This is a genomic window from Chlamydia muridarum str. Nigg (genome assembly GCF_000006685.1).
In the GTDB taxonomy this organism is placed as follows: Bacteria; Chlamydiota; Chlamydiia; order Chlamydiales; family Chlamydiaceae; genus Chlamydia; species Chlamydia muridarum.
Genome location: NC_002620.2, coordinates 936,410 through 949,008 on the forward strand (window position 1 = coordinate 936,410; position 12,599 = coordinate 949,008).

The following is a 12,599-nucleotide window of genomic DNA, read 5'->3' on the forward strand; positions in this document are numbered from 1 at the left end:
CAGTATTTTCGAAAAATTAGCACTAATCGGCTAAAAATTCTATAATACACTTTTGAGCATTATCACCAACCCTATTTTGCAACTTCAGAATGCGAGTATACCCGCCATTTCTTGAAGAAAATCTGGTTGCTAATACGTCAAACAACTTCCCAATGACTCTTCTATCAACATTGTAAGCCGACAAATCTCCGGCTTTAACTTGACGAGCTTCCTTACCAGTCAAAGTATTGTATCTGACCATAAGACGCCCAACAGCTAATCTTCTTGCTGCCAAAGTATTCTTCTTGGCTAAAGTAACCATCTTGTCCGCATGACGACGCAACTCTTTGGCCTTAGGCAATGTAGTCTCAATTCTTTCATTGTGAATTAAAGACTTTAACATATTAGCCAACATGCAACGGTTATGCGAAGAAGTACGACCAACCCTAAATTTTTTTCTAGCGTGTTGCATATCCCTTTTTATCCCTTGGTATTCTTACTCGACCGAATTTTCTCGGCATACCACTTCATTTTTTCTTTGACATTATCCAGCCCAACGCCAAATTGGCTAAGATCCATGCCCAATTCTAATTTCATTTCTTTCAGTTTATTCTTAATCTCACAAAGAGATTTCTTACCGAAGTTTCTAAATTGTAACAGGCGAGGCTCTGGCATAATTACCAGCTCTCCTATCGTTTCGATATTGGCATTAGACAAACAGTTTGTGGATCGTACAGAGAGTTCTATCTCATTAATGCCCAAAACTAACTTGTGAAGAATATCGTCTTTATTTTCTTTTTCTACAGAAATGGCTTCTTCAAAAACGATCCGTTTCTCGTCCATTTTTTCGAAAACAGAAAAATGTTTGCTCAAAATTTGCGTAGCAAAAGCTACAGCCTCTTTAGGAGCTACACGACCATCCGTTTCCACTTGCAATATTAAACGATCGAAATCCGTATCCTGGCCAACACGAGTATCTTCAACGAAATAATTGACCAAAACAACAGGAGAGAAGGCGGCATCTAAAACGATCTCATTCATCTCTCTTTCTTCGAGAACAATTCTCTCGGAAGGAGTATATCCTCTACCGAAAGCAACCCGCAACATAACATCTAGTTGCATAGGACGAGTAACTGTAAAAATTACATGCTCAGGATTTACAGCTTCAAAGGTGCCTTCTTGCAGCAAATCCCCTAAAGTAATTGCTTTTTGCCCACCAGCAGCAGCTAAATCGGATGCATCGATAGAAATTGTAGCTCGCAATTTTTGGGAAGCTCTTCCTCCTTCACAATCTTGTAAAGGATACTTTTTGAGCAAAGAGCCTTTCAAATTCAAAACGATATTGGTAACATCCTCGATGATCCCCTCTACCGCCATGTATTCATGCAAAACTCCTGTCATAGAAAAAGAGACAATAGCAGGAGCTTCCAGGCCGATTAATAAAGCACGTCTCAAGGCGCTTCCCAATGTGTGCCCCATTCCCTTCTCTAAGGGATCAGCAACAAACCGAGCTACTTTATCAATGCCACCAGCTGCACCTTCAACGGGAGACATTTTCACCGATTCAGGCAACTCAAATTTGTTATAAAGTAAATTATGTGAATTATCCGACATCCCAAACTCCTTAGCTATAACTACACTCTTCGTCGTTTTCTTGGTCGACACCCGTTATGAGGAACGGGAGTTTCATCTCGGATAACAGAAACAATAAGTCCAGAAGAAATAAGCGCTCGTACGGCAGATTCCCGCCCAGCACCAGTTCCTTTCAAACTTACTTCAACCTCTTTTAACCCAGAACTCATAGCAGTCTTAGCAGCATCTTGGGCAGCAACCGTCGCTGCAAATGCTGAAGATTTACGAGAGCCTGAATAACCAACTTTCCCAGCAGAAGCCCACGAAATCACATTACCAGCAGGGTCTGTTATGGTTACAATTGTATTATTAAAAGTAGCCTTAACATGGACAACGCCCGAAGGAATGTTTTTTACTTGTTTTCTTTTTACGCCTTTTTTTTGCGTCTGATTTTTAACCAAAACACTCTCTCCTAAAAATTATTATTTCTTCTTACCTGCAACAGTTTTACGTTTACCTTTACGAGTGCGAGAATTTGTTTTTGTTCTCTGACCACGAACAGGCAAAGAAAGTCTATGTCTTTGTCCACGATAAGCATGGATGGTAATTAGACGTTTGATATCGGACTGCACACGACGGCGCAAATCTCCCTCAACAACATAATCCGACTGTAAAAGAGCGTTCAGTCGACCGACTTCTTCTTCAGTCAACTCTGCAGCTCTCGCTTCGGGATTCAACTGCAATCTAGCAATGATCTCTTCAGAAAGAGCTGGCCCTATTCCATAAATATATGTAAGACTTATTTTTAATTTCTTTTTCGCAGGAATATCTATTCCAATGATGCGTGGCATACGAAGGGCCTCCCTTAAAGTAGTATAAGCATCTTAGGTCAAAAATTGTTATTTTTCAACGTCTTCCTTTGGGGCGGTCTTTCTTTAAAACTCCGTCATAACGTCGGACTAAAAGAAAAGCATCTATTTGCTTCATCGTATCCAAAACGACGCCGACTACGATAAGCATAGCAGTTCCACCCAAAAAGTAGCTGACGTTTGCGTCAACTCTTAAAATCCTTCCCAAAATAGAAGGTAATATAGCTACAACAGCTAAAAATACTGCCCCCAGTAAAGTTACCCTATTCATTGTATATTCAAGATAGGACTGGGTTGGTTTCCCTTGTCGGATACCAGGAATAAAAGCTCCATTTTTTTTCATTTCAGAAGCTATTTGCTCTGGCCGAAACTGCGTAGCTGTCCAGAAATAGGTAAAAAATATAATAAGCAACACGTAAAAAATGGAATAAACCACACTTCCAGGGGACAACATAGTTGCTATTCGCTTCAACCAAGAAGACTCTGAGGAAAGGAATTGTCCAATAGTGGCGGGGAACATGAGAAGCGAAGAGGCAAAAATAACTGGAATCACTCCCGCATAATTCACCTTTAGAGGAAGATAAGACCCTCCTCCTAAGACCTCTCTTCTTCCAATAATTCTACGTGCATGCTGAACCGGAACTTTTCTTACCCCCTCAATAATTAATACAGTCGCCATCAGAACAAAAACGAAGACTGCACAAAGAACTAGGAGAGAGACTATCCCGAATTCAGAAGGGTCCTGAGATCCCAAATTTAATTTATTAAATATGGACCCTAAAACAGAGGGGAACGAAGCTAACATTCCTAGGGTGATAATCAGGCTAATCCCGTTACCAATTCCCTTGTCAGAAATCTGTTCTCCAATCCACATAAGTAAAAGGGTTCCTGTTGTCATTACCACAACAGTTGTTAAATAAAATACACAAGGAATTCCAAACAGCTTCAGAGATAGCATTGCGGGGAGAACAATTCCAGGAACAACGAGGTTCATTCGCAAAGCAAACTTCGCAAAAAGCAAAGATTGCACACATGCAAGAAGCAGGGTGAAGAGCCTCGTCATTCGCCCCAATTTACGCTTTCCTTGGTCAGGAGCCTCCCGCATTTCTCTTTGCAGAGTAGGCATAAAGACCACAAGAAGTTGCACAATAATTGAAGCCGAGATGTACGGAACCACTCCAAGAGCTATAACCGTCATCTGAGCAAAAGCTCCCCCAGAAAAAATATCAGCTAACTGAAACAAATTCTGGCTAGACCCTAATAGCTGGTTAAAATAGGCTACAGCACGGTCTCCATTAATTCCCGGTACAGGGATGAATACCCCGATTCTACATAACGCAAGCAAAGAAAATGTGAAGAATATTTTTTGTCGCAATTCGGAAATCGAAAATACTTGTCGCAATGTAGCCATAAACTTTACCCAAAAGTTCTAGTTAAACAGTCTCGATAAGACTTTTTACTCCTTCTGACAACACTATTGCAGCATCTTTCCAGACTAATTTCTTATCCAGAGCTCCCTTAAGAATCACTTTAACACGAGAAGTCTCTCTATGGATAACTTTTCTTTGTTTTAAAGTCTCCAAAGATACTTCTTCTCCGTTTTCAAAGATTCCATTCAAACGTTGTGTCGTGATTTCTTCAACACATTTATCAAAACGTTTATGAGAAAATCCTCGAGTAGGGACCCTTCTATACAAAGGAACTCCTCCCCCCTCATATCCAAAACGTCTCTTGTAACCAGAACGGCTACCATCCCCTTTGTGCCCCCGACCACTGGTTTTCCCATGGCCAGAAGAGGGGCCTCTTCCCAAGAGTTTAGTTCTTCGCTTACGAGGCGAAGGATCTTGTAAATACTCTAACTTAATCATTGATAACGGCTCTCCTTTTCATAATATCATCTTTACAAGAGAGTGTCAGGAGAGCTTTAAAAGCAGCTTTCACCTGATTCATAGGATTATTAGATCCCAAACTCTTTGCCACGATGTCCTTGACTCCGGCCATCTCTAAAATTAAACGAATGCGAGATCCCGCAACGATTCCGGTTCCTGGCTTAGCAGGTTTTAACAAAAGCTCTGCTCCATCGTGATTGACAAGAACCTCATGAGGAATAGATCCTCCCTCAAGAGAATTGATAGAGACAAGATTTTTTCTAGCAGCATCCCCGCCTTTACGAATAGCATCCGTTAGCTCGTTAGCTTTCGCGAATCCAAAGCCCAAACGCCCTTTTCTATCGCCAACTAAAATAAGCGCAGAAAAACTAAACTTACGGCCTCCTTTAACAACCTTACAACAACGGTTGACGACGAGAACCTTCTCTTCCAGCTGATCTTCCTTATGAGAATTTCTTGATAGCGTCATTATCTAAACCTTCATTAAAACTGTAATCCACCCTCTCTGGCTCCATCAGCAACCATAGCTACTACGCCATGATACTTATGAGCTCCTCGATCGAAAACAATCCGATCTACCTGAAGGCTTTTCCCTAATTCAGCAATTTTTACTCCTAAAGCCTTGGCATTATCTTGATTTTTTTTCGTTAATCCAGAAGTTTTTGAAATTTTAGCCAAGGTTGAAATAGATGCTAAAGTCTTACCTTCAACATCATCTATCAGCTGCACATAAATATGCTTATTTGTCTTTACAACGGATAATCTAGGCTTTAAAGAACTTCCCTTTAAGGCTTTCCGTACTCTTAAAGCTCTGCGAGCTTTCCCCGAAGTTTTCTTATATAAAGAGCTTTCCATAGTTCGACTCTATTTTACCCTCTATTTTTTACCAGTTTTCGCTGCTTTTCCAGCCTTACGACGTACATATTCGTTTTCGTAACGAATTCCTTTACCTTTGTATGGCTCTGGAGGGCGTTTTGCACGAACACAAGCCGCAAATTCTCCTACCAACTGCTTGTTGATACCTTTGATGGAGATCAATGTGTTCTTCTCAACAGAGACTTCCAATCCTGTAGGAATAGGCATTTTTGTTGGATGGGAAACCCCTATCGATAAATCTAAGAAGGACCCCTGTACCGAAGCTCTGAATCCAACTCCGATCATTTCTAAACGTTTTTCAAATCCAAGGTGGACACCTTTGACCATATTTGCTATCAAAGCCCAATAAAGCCCTTGCATACGACCAGGTCTGTCTATAATGTGAGCTGCGGGAGAAACAAACACCTCATTACCTTTAACGGCAATCTCAACTTCTTTAGCCAACACCTGTGTCAAAGACCCTTTAGGACCTTTTACTGAGATTTCATCATTTTGAATAGAGACCTCTACGCCTTGAGGAAGTACAATAGGGTCTCGAGCTTTACGAGACATTCGTTACCGTCCTAATCTTTTAACTTGCTACCAAACTAAACAAAGCAATTCACCGCCAACGTTCTTAGCTCTAGCTTCAGAACCTTCTAAAACCCCTTGAGGAGTTGAAAGGACGGCAATACCCATATTTCCGAAAACATAAGGAATTTTTGCTGCAGAAACATATACCCTTCTAGAAGGCTTAGATACACGCTTCAAAGCATGAATCACTGGTCTGCGATCTTCCCCATATCTCAAAAAGACTCTCATTAGTCTTTTGCGATTTTCTTCTTTTACTAAAAAGTGAGCAACGAACCCGTGTTGCTTGAGGATTCTTACAATGGCTTCAAGCATTTTACTATGCTCGATATCAATGTATAAATGCTCTGCCATCAAAGCATTTCGAATCCGTGTCAATAAATTTGCAATTGAATCACTCGTAATTCCCATTCCGACCTACATCTCCCTTATTGAGCCTTCTTGAAACGCAAGCCCATACACTCTAACAAGGTAAGGCACTCCGCATCGGTTTGTGCTGTAGTTACCCAAGTAATATTCATCCCCTGAGATCGTTTAACACGATCCAAATCAACTTCAGGGAAGATTTGCTGATCATCTAAACCTAGGGAATAACAACCTCGACCATCCCCTTTACAAGAGAATCCTCTAAAGTCTCGAATTCTTGGGGAGACAATATTGCAAAAACGGTCCATAAAGTCATACATACGAATCCCTCGTAAAGTGACTTTAGCCCCGATCCCCTGTCCTTCTCGCAACTTAAACCCTGCGATAGAATTTTTGGCTCTAGTTACTAAAGGTTTTTGTCCAGAGATAACAGCCAACTCTTCTAAATGGGACTGAAAAAGATTTTTATCTTTTGCAGCCTCTGCAAGACCCATACTTATGACTATTTTCTTAAGAACAGGAATCTGCATAACATTTTCATATTGAAACTTATCTTGAAGAGTTTTTCTGATCTCTTCAGTATATAGTTTTTTTAACCTGCTCATATTAACCCTTTCTCTCTCTTACCAATCGGTATAATGAAGAACTGCCATCAGAATGCTTATTCCAAAGCTCCCGTCCTTTCTCCGTAACTTTGACAAACAGTCTAGCAGGCTGATTATCGATACTTAAACGTACGTTGGAAATATGGAGAGGAGCCTCAATATTAATACGCTTCCCTTTAGGATTTTCTTGAGAGCGTTTAATATTTTTTACTCGGACATTGATTCCTTCAACGACAACCTTATCCTTCAAACAACGTAAAACTTTTCCTTGCTTACCTTTGTCGTTTCCAGCAAGCACATAAACAGTGTCACCGACACAAACACTACGTCTCTTCATACTATCTTACCTTTAAATCACCTCAGGAGCCAGAGAGCTAATTTTAATGAAGCCTCGATCTCGAATTTCTCGCGCTACAGGCCCAAAAATTCGAGTTCCCTTAGGATTGCCTTTGTCATCAATGATTACACAGCTATTGGTATCAAATCTCAGTGTAGAACCATCTTTACGACGAATATCATTCCGAGTCCGCACAATAACGGCCTTAACAACGTCCCCTTTTTTTACGGAACTATCAGGCTCAACGTCTCTTACTGAGCAAACAATCACATCACCGACTGTTGCATAACGCCGACGAGATCCACCGAGGACCTTGAAACACTTTACCTTTTTAGCGCCCGTATTATCGGCAACTTTTAATTGACTTTCTTGCTGGATCATAATTGCTAAACCACTACTAATTTACCCGATCGACAACCCGCCATCTCTTTGTTTTAGACAAAGGACGCGTCTCTTGGATTCGAACGGTATCTCCCTCTTTCACATCCAACTCATTATGCGCATAATACTTGCTAGAATCCCTAACCACTTTAGCATATTGAGGGTGCGAGTATACTCTTTCAACTCGAACGACAACAGTTTTTTCCATCTTTGATGAAACAACTACACCAATTTTGGTTTTTCTACGGCCTCTCACATCACTAGCCATGGACTCTATCCTTTTTTTCTTGTTTTATTGTTAGAGCACGAGCAATGCTTTTCTTATACAGAGAAAACTGATGAGTTTTTACAGCTTTATTTTGTAAAGCAGCTTCCGCACGCAAAGTGAAAAGAGCTTTTTTATTATCACGAATAAACTCATCCAACTCTTCTGAGCTTTTTTCTCTAAGCTCCGCTAATAAATTCTTTTTTGCTCCCATACTATACCCTTTCCACACGTTTAACGAATCGTGTTCTGATTCCTAACTTTGCAGCAGCTCTTCTTAAAGCGTCCTGAGCATCTTCTTTCGAAACGTTTGCCACTTCGAATAAAATACGTCCGGGACGGACAACAGCTACCCAGTGATCAGGAGCTCCCTTACCTTTACCCATTCGAGTTTCGGCAGGTTTTTTCGTTACACTTTTATCAGGGAAAACTCGAATCCAAACTTTCCCTTTACGTTTTAAATATCTGTTGATAGCAACCCTGCATGCCTCAATTTGACGGCTAGTAATCCATCCTCTTTCCAAAGTCTGCATTCCAAACTCGCCGAAGTCAACAAACGTTGCCCCCTTACTCAATCCAGCAAACTGACCTTTCTGCTGCTTGCGAAATTTTGTTCGTTTAGGCATTAACATAATAATTCACACACCCTTATAACCTGTCTGCATTACGCAGCAGCTGTTGAGGCTGCACCTGCATGATTAGCCGCAGGGACGGCCTTCTTTTCACCAAGATTAATCCAAACTTTTATGCCGATAATTCCATAAGTAGTCTCTGCAGACGCTGTAGCGTAATCAATATCTGCTCTAAGCGTATGAAGAGGCACACGACCATTCTTATACCACTCGGATCGAGCAATCTCAGCTCCAGCCAAACGGCCTGAAACTTGAACCTTAACTCCGAGAGCTCCGGCATCCATCACAGATTGCAACGCTTTTTTCATAGCTCTTCTGAAAGAAACTCGTCTTTCTATCTGCTTAGCAATACCATCTGCTACAAGCTGAGCGTTCAATTCTGGGCGTTTAACTTCTGCGATTTCAACCCAAACATCTTTCCCTGTTAGCTTTTTCAATTCGGCTTTTAGAGACTCTACTTCAGCCCCTTTTTTCCCAATCACTAAGCCTGGTCTAGCTGTATGAATAGTAACTTCAATCTTACCGCTCATTCGTTTAACGACGAACCCTGCAGCACCTTGACAAGAGGGTTTCTTTTTCAAAAATTCTCTAATTCTTACATCTTCAATAAGAAATTTTCCGAACTCTTGATTATTCCCATACCATAAAGATCGCCATTTTTTAGTAACCGCTGTACGGAACCCTACTGGACATCCTTTTTGACCCATACCTTAACTCCTACTGCCCTCTTTCGCCAACAATCACAGTTAGATGACTCGTGCGTTTCAAAACAGGGGCTCGTCCCCCACGACTTTTAGATTTTACTCTTTTGAACATTGGGCCGGCATCAACCCGAACTTCAACAACGCAAAGGTTCTCTCGTTTTACATTCTCATTGGATTCCGCATTCGCAACCGCGCTATCCAAAACTTTTTTAAGACATCTTCCAGCCTTCATTTGAGAAAAGCTAAGCTGTTGTTGAGCTTCAACAACGCTACGATTTCTCATTAACCCTGCAGCCAAACGAGCTTTTCTTGGCTGAACCCGTATGTATCGGGCTGTCGCTTTAAACATAATCCGTCTCCTTATGACTTACCCTTTTTTAACGGGATGGCTCTTAAACATTCTTGTTGGGGAAAATTCTCCCAACTTGTGTCCAACCATAGTTTCAGACACAAAGACCGTCAAAAATTTGCGGCCGTTATGAACCTCAAAAGTGTGCCCAATCATTTCAGGGGTAATCATAGAACGACGAGACCACGTTTTGATTGGAGTTTTCTTCTCCAAAGCGTTCATATCTCGGACCTTTTTGAGAAGGTGATGATCAACAAAAGGACCTTTTCTTAGCGATCTACTCATAATCCCTATTTCCTTCTATCCTTAACTATCCACTTGTTACTCTTACGCTTATCACGAGTTTTCAATCCTTTCGTGACTTTACCCCAAGGGGTTTGAGAAATGTATCCGTTATGTCGCCCTTCTCCACCTCCGTGTGGGTGATCAACAGGGTTCATAGCAGTTCCTCGAACTGTAGGTCGGATTCCTTTCCAACGACGACGTCCAGCTTTACCATCTACACACAGATTATGATCTGCGTTAGAAACTTCTCCAACGGTAGCCCGGCACATTTCATTCAACATACGGAACTCGCCAGAAGGCATCTTTAAAGTGACATATCCATCGGTTTTAGCAATAATTTGAGCGGAAAGCCCAGCGGACCGAACTAATTTACCTCCAGACCCAGGTCTCATTTCCACATTGTGAACGGAAATCCCTAATGGAATGCTCTTAAGAGTCATGCAGCATCCAGTTTTGAAAGGGCTTCCTTCTCCAGAAATCACACGATCACCTCGTTTAATTCCTTTAGGAGCTAAAATATAACGCTTCTCGCCATCTACATAGTTTAACAGAGCAATATAGGCAGAACGATTTGGATCATACTCTACAGAAGCTACTTTTGCTTCAACTCCGTCCTTATTACGTTTGAAATCAATCACTCTATAATGACGTCGAACTCCTCCCCCACGATGGCGACAAGAGATATGTCCTAAATTATCTCGTCCTCCAGAGCTCTTTTTGAAAAAAGAAAGCTTTTTATTCGGACGAACACTTCTTTTAGAAGAGGACCCTTCTAATTCCCCTTGAGTAGTAAGCTCATCAAAAGAAGGCAGAATCAACTGTCTCGTCCCGGGAGTTACTGGCTTAAACTTTTTAAACATGTTATTCTTCTCTTCCTTCTTTACTAACCAATAGAGTGACCATCAACAAAAGTCACAATAGCCTTCTTGAAACCGGCTGTTCTTCCTTTTCTTTTCCCTCGGAATATTCTCGTAGGCTGAGGTTTTACACAAACTGTGTTCACTTTTTTAACCTTCACACCTTTATTAGAATAAATTGCCTCTATGGCTTCAGCAATCATAGGCTTAGTTGCATCCCCGGCAACAACAAATGTGTACTTAGGATCTTTACAGAAACTACCTTTTTTCTTGCCTTCTCCGCCCCCGAGACTTAATCCTTCCAGCATTTTCGCCTTCTCGGTCACATAATGTCTTTTGACAACATCATAAGGATCTTTCATGTTTTAGCTTCCCCTTTAATCTTTTGTTGTAGAGACAAGATTCTCGACAAGTAGTTCCAAAGCTTTCTCTGAAACCACAATATTTCTAGCAGCGGCAATGTCATACCCGTTGATATTCTCTCCGTAAGTAAATCCTCTTACAGCAGCTAGATTTCTTACACTCAATCTCAAATTCTCGTTGCTTCCAACATGATCTAGTCCGTCAACGAACAAGACTCCGCGGCACTCCACGTTGCACTCTTTCAAAAATCTCAAAGCTTCTTTTGTTTTAGGCGCATTTAAGCTACTAATGAATACAGAATTATCTGCAACAATGAGCTTGCCTGTTTGAATTTTCTGAGCCAACAGCAATCTAATAGCAGCTCTTCTCTCTTTTTTATTGATGCGAACATGCTGATCAAATTTTGGTTTAGGCCCAAAAACAATACCTCCTCCTCTAAATTGAGGAGCAGCTAAACAACCTTGACGAGCATTCCCCGTTCCTTTTTGTCTAAAAGGCTTCCTAGTGGAGTGACTGACTTCCGATCGCCCTCTTGTACAAGCGCTCCACTGACGTTTATTGGCCTGAATGGCCACTAAATAATCTTTCACTGATTGCTCTTTCCCTTCAGCAAAGAAGGCATCGGGCAATTCAACTTTCCCTGACTCTTTTCCAGAAAAATCAAACTTTGATAATAAAACCATTAGGACCTCTACCCTTCTACTCCGCAAGAACGCTTCACAACAACAACGGATCCTTTAAAACCTGGAATTGCACCCTTAACGAGCATAACTTTTCTATCCAAGTCAACTTTTACAACTTCTAAATTCTTGACTGTAACCCGATCACATCCCATATGGCTTGGACGTTTACTTCCAGGGAAACATCGCCCAGGAGTAGATCTCATTCCAATAGATCCTGCATGACGATGGAATCCAGAACCGTGGCTTTTTGGCCCCCCTCGGAATCCAAACTTCTTCATCACCCCTTGGAAACCTTTACCTTTAGAAATTCCGCAAACATCAACGTTGGATACTCCGTCGAAAATTTCCACCCCAAATTCATCGCCCAAAGAAACCGACTGAACAGCCTCTTCAGAAACGACAACCTCTTTTAAAACACGAAAAGCACATCCCCCAGACTTTTTAAAATGCCCGAGTAGTGCTTTAGAGAAACGCTTTTCAATGGTTTTTTCAGGAGCTTTTACGGCATCTGCCCCCATTTGAACAGCATTATAGCCATCTGAAGATGCGGTTTTCAGCTGGGCAACAACGTTTGGCTCTATGCTAATTACCGAACACGCAACAAGATTTCCATTCTTATCGAAGACATGCATCATGCCTTCCTTTTTCCCTATTAGGCTAAGCTGAGACCGCATATTTAATTACCTTATCACACAACTTGACAACGCTTAACAGACCGCTCCCGGTGCCTAATTACACTTTTAACGAACGGCCGTGCCCTCCACCCTATAAGAGCGATTCCGCGACAAAAACGCAGCTCCTTAAAGCAAACAAAGGCGGCGAATGGGCAATGGTATATAACCCGCGACATCCACACAAGAGATTTTTCTTGACGCTAAGAAATCCCACACCAAAAATCGCAAAAACAAAGCCTGAAAAATCGTTCTAGGTTTCACTAGTGGAGCTTCCTTGGAAGAAAACTTAATAACGCTTATCCAAGAAAATTAAAGGGACAGATTATCAAAGGGGAATGATTTT

23 protein-coding genes are annotated in these 12,599 nt (G+C 41.4%); all 23 read right to left on the reverse strand.

Annotated elements, in window-relative coordinates; all coding sequences use genetic code 11:
• Nucleotides 1-22 precede the first annotated feature (22 nt).
• Genes rplQ through rplC form a run of 23 tightly spaced genes read right to left on the reverse strand, consistent with a single transcriptional unit; the run spans nucleotide 23 to nucleotide 12,256 of the window.
• On the reverse strand, nucleotides 23-451 hold the full coding sequence (rplQ, locus tag TC_RS04030; RefSeq protein WP_010231570.1) for a 50S ribosomal protein L17: 429 nt from the start codon (nucleotides 449-451) through the stop codon (nucleotides 23-25).
• 8 nt (nucleotides 452-459) lie between these two features.
• Nucleotides 460-1,593, reverse strand: coding sequence for a DNA-directed RNA polymerase subunit alpha (locus TC_RS04035; protein ID WP_010231571.1), 1,134 nt, complete (start codon nucleotides 1,591-1,593; stop codon nucleotides 460-462).
• A gap of 20 nt (nucleotides 1,594-1,613) precedes the next feature.
• Nucleotides 1,614-2,012, reverse strand: coding sequence for a 30S ribosomal protein S11 (gene rpsK / locus TC_RS04040; protein WP_010231573.1), 399 nt, complete (start codon nucleotides 2,010-2,012; stop codon nucleotides 1,614-1,616).
• Nucleotides 2,013-2,033: 21 nt separating this feature from the next.
• Nucleotides 2,034-2,402 (reverse strand): 30S ribosomal protein S13, encoded by a 369-nt coding sequence (rpsM, locus tag TC_RS04045; protein ID WP_010231575.1) that lies wholly within the window; start codon nucleotides 2,400-2,402, stop codon nucleotides 2,034-2,036.
• Between the two features lie 55 nt (nucleotides 2,403-2,457).
• Nucleotides 2,458-3,831: a preprotein translocase subunit SecY gene (gene secY / locus TC_RS04050; RefSeq protein ID WP_010231576.1), complete on the reverse strand. Its 1,374-nt coding sequence runs from the start codon at nucleotides 3,829-3,831 to the stop codon at nucleotides 2,458-2,460.
• Nucleotides 3,832-3,853: 22 nt separating this feature from the next.
• Entirely contained in the window at nucleotides 3,854-4,288 is a 435-nt protein-coding gene (gene rplO / locus TC_RS04055; protein WP_010231578.1) for a 50S ribosomal protein L15, read from the reverse strand.
• Nucleotides 4,281-4,778, reverse strand: a complete 498-nt coding sequence (gene rpsE / locus TC_RS04060) for a 30S ribosomal protein S5 (protein WP_009871876.1) — start codon at nucleotides 4,776-4,778, stop codon at nucleotides 4,281-4,283. The genes rplO and rpsE overlap by 8 nt, the downstream gene beginning before the upstream one ends.
• 14 nt (nucleotides 4,779-4,792) lie before the next feature.
• Nucleotides 4,793-5,164, reverse strand: coding sequence for a 50S ribosomal protein L18 (rplR, locus tag TC_RS04065; RefSeq protein ID WP_010231597.1), 372 nt, complete (start codon nucleotides 5,162-5,164; stop codon nucleotides 4,793-4,795).
• A gap of 21 nt (nucleotides 5,165-5,185) precedes the next feature.
• Complete coding sequence (gene rplF, locus TC_RS04070) at nucleotides 5,186-5,737, reverse strand: 50S ribosomal protein L6 (protein ID WP_010231599.1); 552 nt, start codon at nucleotides 5,735-5,737, stop codon at nucleotides 5,186-5,188.
• Nucleotides 5,738-5,764: 27 nt separating this feature from the next.
• Complete coding sequence (gene rpsH / locus TC_RS04075) at nucleotides 5,765-6,166, reverse strand: 30S ribosomal protein S8 (protein WP_010231601.1); 402 nt, start codon at nucleotides 6,164-6,166, stop codon at nucleotides 5,765-5,767.
• A gap of 17 nt (nucleotides 6,167-6,183) precedes the next feature.
• Complete coding sequence (gene rplE / locus TC_RS04080) at nucleotides 6,184-6,726, reverse strand: 50S ribosomal protein L5 (RefSeq protein ID WP_010231603.1); 543 nt, start codon at nucleotides 6,724-6,726, stop codon at nucleotides 6,184-6,186.
• 1 nt (nucleotide 6,727) lies between these two features.
• Entirely contained in the window at nucleotides 6,728-7,063 is a 336-nt protein-coding gene (gene rplX, locus TC_RS04085; RefSeq protein WP_009872719.1) for a 50S ribosomal protein L24, read from the reverse strand.
• 12 nt (nucleotides 7,064-7,075) lie between these two features.
• Nucleotides 7,076-7,444, reverse strand: a complete 369-nt coding sequence (rplN, locus tag TC_RS04090; RefSeq protein ID WP_010231626.1) for a 50S ribosomal protein L14 — start codon at nucleotides 7,442-7,444, stop codon at nucleotides 7,076-7,078.
• 16 nt (nucleotides 7,445-7,460) lie between these two features.
• The gene (gene rpsQ / locus TC_RS04095) at nucleotides 7,461-7,712 is read right to left on the reverse strand and encodes a 30S ribosomal protein S17 (protein WP_010231627.1); all 252 of its coding nucleotides are present in this window, start codon (nucleotides 7,710-7,712) and stop codon (nucleotides 7,461-7,463) included.
• The gene (gene rpmC / locus TC_RS04100; protein WP_010231628.1) at nucleotides 7,705-7,923 is read right to left on the reverse strand and encodes a 50S ribosomal protein L29; all 219 of its coding nucleotides are present in this window, start codon (nucleotides 7,921-7,923) and stop codon (nucleotides 7,705-7,707) included. The genes rpsQ and rpmC overlap by 8 nt, the downstream gene beginning before the upstream one ends.
• A 1-nt stretch (nucleotide 7,924) precedes the next feature.
• The gene (gene rplP / locus TC_RS04105) at nucleotides 7,925-8,341 is read right to left on the reverse strand and encodes a 50S ribosomal protein L16 (RefSeq protein ID WP_009872721.1); all 417 of its coding nucleotides are present in this window, start codon (nucleotides 8,339-8,341) and stop codon (nucleotides 7,925-7,927) included.
• Nucleotides 8,342-8,373: 32 nt separating this feature from the next.
• Nucleotides 8,374-9,048: a 30S ribosomal protein S3 gene (rpsC, locus tag TC_RS04110; protein WP_010231636.1), complete on the reverse strand. Its 675-nt coding sequence runs from the start codon at nucleotides 9,046-9,048 to the stop codon at nucleotides 8,374-8,376.
• Between the two features lie 10 nt (nucleotides 9,049-9,058).
• A complete protein-coding gene (rplV, locus tag TC_RS04115) occupies nucleotides 9,059-9,394 on the reverse strand; it encodes a 50S ribosomal protein L22 (protein WP_010231638.1) in 336 nt (111 codons plus the stop codon).
• A gap of 18 nt (nucleotides 9,395-9,412) precedes the next feature.
• Nucleotides 9,413-9,679, reverse strand: a complete 267-nt coding sequence (gene rpsS, locus TC_RS04120) for a 30S ribosomal protein S19 (protein WP_009871888.1) — start codon at nucleotides 9,677-9,679, stop codon at nucleotides 9,413-9,415.
• A 5-nt stretch (nucleotides 9,680-9,684) separates the two neighbouring features.
• The gene (rplB, locus tag TC_RS04125; RefSeq protein WP_010231643.1) at nucleotides 9,685-10,539 is read right to left on the reverse strand and encodes a 50S ribosomal protein L2; all 855 of its coding nucleotides are present in this window, start codon (nucleotides 10,537-10,539) and stop codon (nucleotides 9,685-9,687) included.
• A gap of 23 nt (nucleotides 10,540-10,562) precedes the next feature.
• On the reverse strand, nucleotides 10,563-10,898 hold the full coding sequence (locus TC_RS04130) for a 50S ribosomal protein L23 (protein ID WP_010231645.1): 336 nt from the start codon (nucleotides 10,896-10,898) through the stop codon (nucleotides 10,563-10,565).
• 15 nt (nucleotides 10,899-10,913) lie between these two features.
• Nucleotides 10,914-11,582 (reverse strand): 50S ribosomal protein L4, encoded by a 669-nt coding sequence (gene rplD / locus TC_RS04135; protein ID WP_010231647.1) that lies wholly within the window; start codon nucleotides 11,580-11,582, stop codon nucleotides 10,914-10,916.
• 8 nt (nucleotides 11,583-11,590) lie between these two features.
• Nucleotides 11,591-12,256: a 50S ribosomal protein L3 gene (rplC, locus tag TC_RS04140; protein ID WP_010231649.1), complete on the reverse strand. Its 666-nt coding sequence runs from the start codon at nucleotides 12,254-12,256 to the stop codon at nucleotides 11,591-11,593.
• Nucleotides 12,257-12,599 lie beyond the last annotated feature (343 nt).

Coding starts and splice junctions, on each gene's coding strand:
- rplQ (WP_010231570.1), bottom strand. CDS start 451: ATGCAACACGCTAGAAAAAAATTTAGGGTTGGTCGTACTTCTTCGCAT.
- TC_RS04035 (WP_010231571.1), bottom strand. CDS start 1,593: ATGTCGGATAATTCACATAATTTACTTTATAACAAATTTGAGTTGCCT.
- rpsM (WP_010231575.1), bottom strand. CDS start 2,402: ATGCCACGCATCATTGGAATAGATATTCCTGCGAAAAAGAAATTAAAA.
- secY (WP_010231576.1), bottom strand. CDS start 3,831: ATGGCTACATTGCGACAAGTATTTTCGATTTCCGAATTGCGACAAAAA.
- rplO (WP_010231578.1), bottom strand. CDS start 4,288: ATGATTAAGTTAGAGTATTTACAAGATCCTTCGCCTCGTAAGCGAAGA.
- rpsE (WP_009871876.1), bottom strand. CDS start 4,778: ATGACGCTATCAAGAAATTCTCATAAGGAAGATCAGCTGGAAGAGAAG.
- rplR (WP_010231597.1), bottom strand. CDS start 5,164: ATGGAAAGCTCTTTATATAAGAAAACTTCGGGGAAAGCTCGCAGAGCT.
- rplF (WP_010231599.1), bottom strand. CDS start 5,737: ATGTCTCGTAAAGCTCGAGACCCTATTGTACTTCCTCAAGGCGTAGAG.
- rpsH (WP_010231601.1), bottom strand. CDS start 6,166: ATGGGAATTACGAGTGATTCAATTGCAAATTTATTGACACGGATTCGA.
- rplE (WP_010231603.1), bottom strand. CDS start 6,726: ATGAGCAGGTTAAAAAAACTATATACTGAAGAGATCAGAAAAACTCTT.
- rplX (WP_009872719.1), bottom strand. CDS start 7,063: ATGAAGAGACGTAGTGTTTGTGTCGGTGACACTGTTTATGTGCTTGCT.
- rplN (WP_010231626.1), bottom strand. CDS start 7,444: ATGATCCAGCAAGAAAGTCAATTAAAAGTTGCCGATAATACGGGCGCT.
- rpsQ (WP_010231627.1), bottom strand. CDS start 7,712: ATGGCTAGTGATGTGAGAGGCCGTAGAAAAACCAAAATTGGTGTAGTT.
- rpmC (WP_010231628.1), bottom strand. CDS start 7,923: ATGGGAGCAAAAAAGAATTTATTAGCGGAGCTTAGAGAAAAAAGCTCA.
- rplP (WP_009872721.1), bottom strand. CDS start 8,341: ATGTTAATGCCTAAACGAACAAAATTTCGCAAGCAGCAGAAAGGTCAG.
- rpsC (WP_010231636.1), bottom strand. CDS start 9,048: ATGGGTCAAAAAGGATGTCCAGTAGGGTTCCGTACAGCGGTTACTAAA.
- rplV (WP_010231638.1), bottom strand. CDS start 9,394: ATGTTTAAAGCGACAGCCCGATACATACGGGTTCAGCCAAGAAAAGCT.
- rpsS (WP_009871888.1), bottom strand. CDS start 9,679: ATGAGTAGATCGCTAAGAAAAGGTCCTTTTGTTGATCATCACCTTCTC.
- rplB (WP_010231643.1), bottom strand. CDS start 10,539: ATGTTTAAAAAGTTTAAGCCAGTAACTCCCGGGACGAGACAGTTGATT.
- TC_RS04130 (WP_010231645.1), bottom strand. CDS start 10,898: ATGAAAGATCCTTATGATGTTGTCAAAAGACATTATGTGACCGAGAAG.
- rplD (WP_010231647.1), bottom strand. CDS start 11,582: ATGGTTTTATTATCAAAGTTTGATTTTTCTGGAAAAGAGTCAGGGAAA.
- rplC (WP_010231649.1), bottom strand. CDS start 12,256: ATGCGGTCTCAGCTTAGCCTAATAGGGAAAAAGGAAGGCATGATGCAT.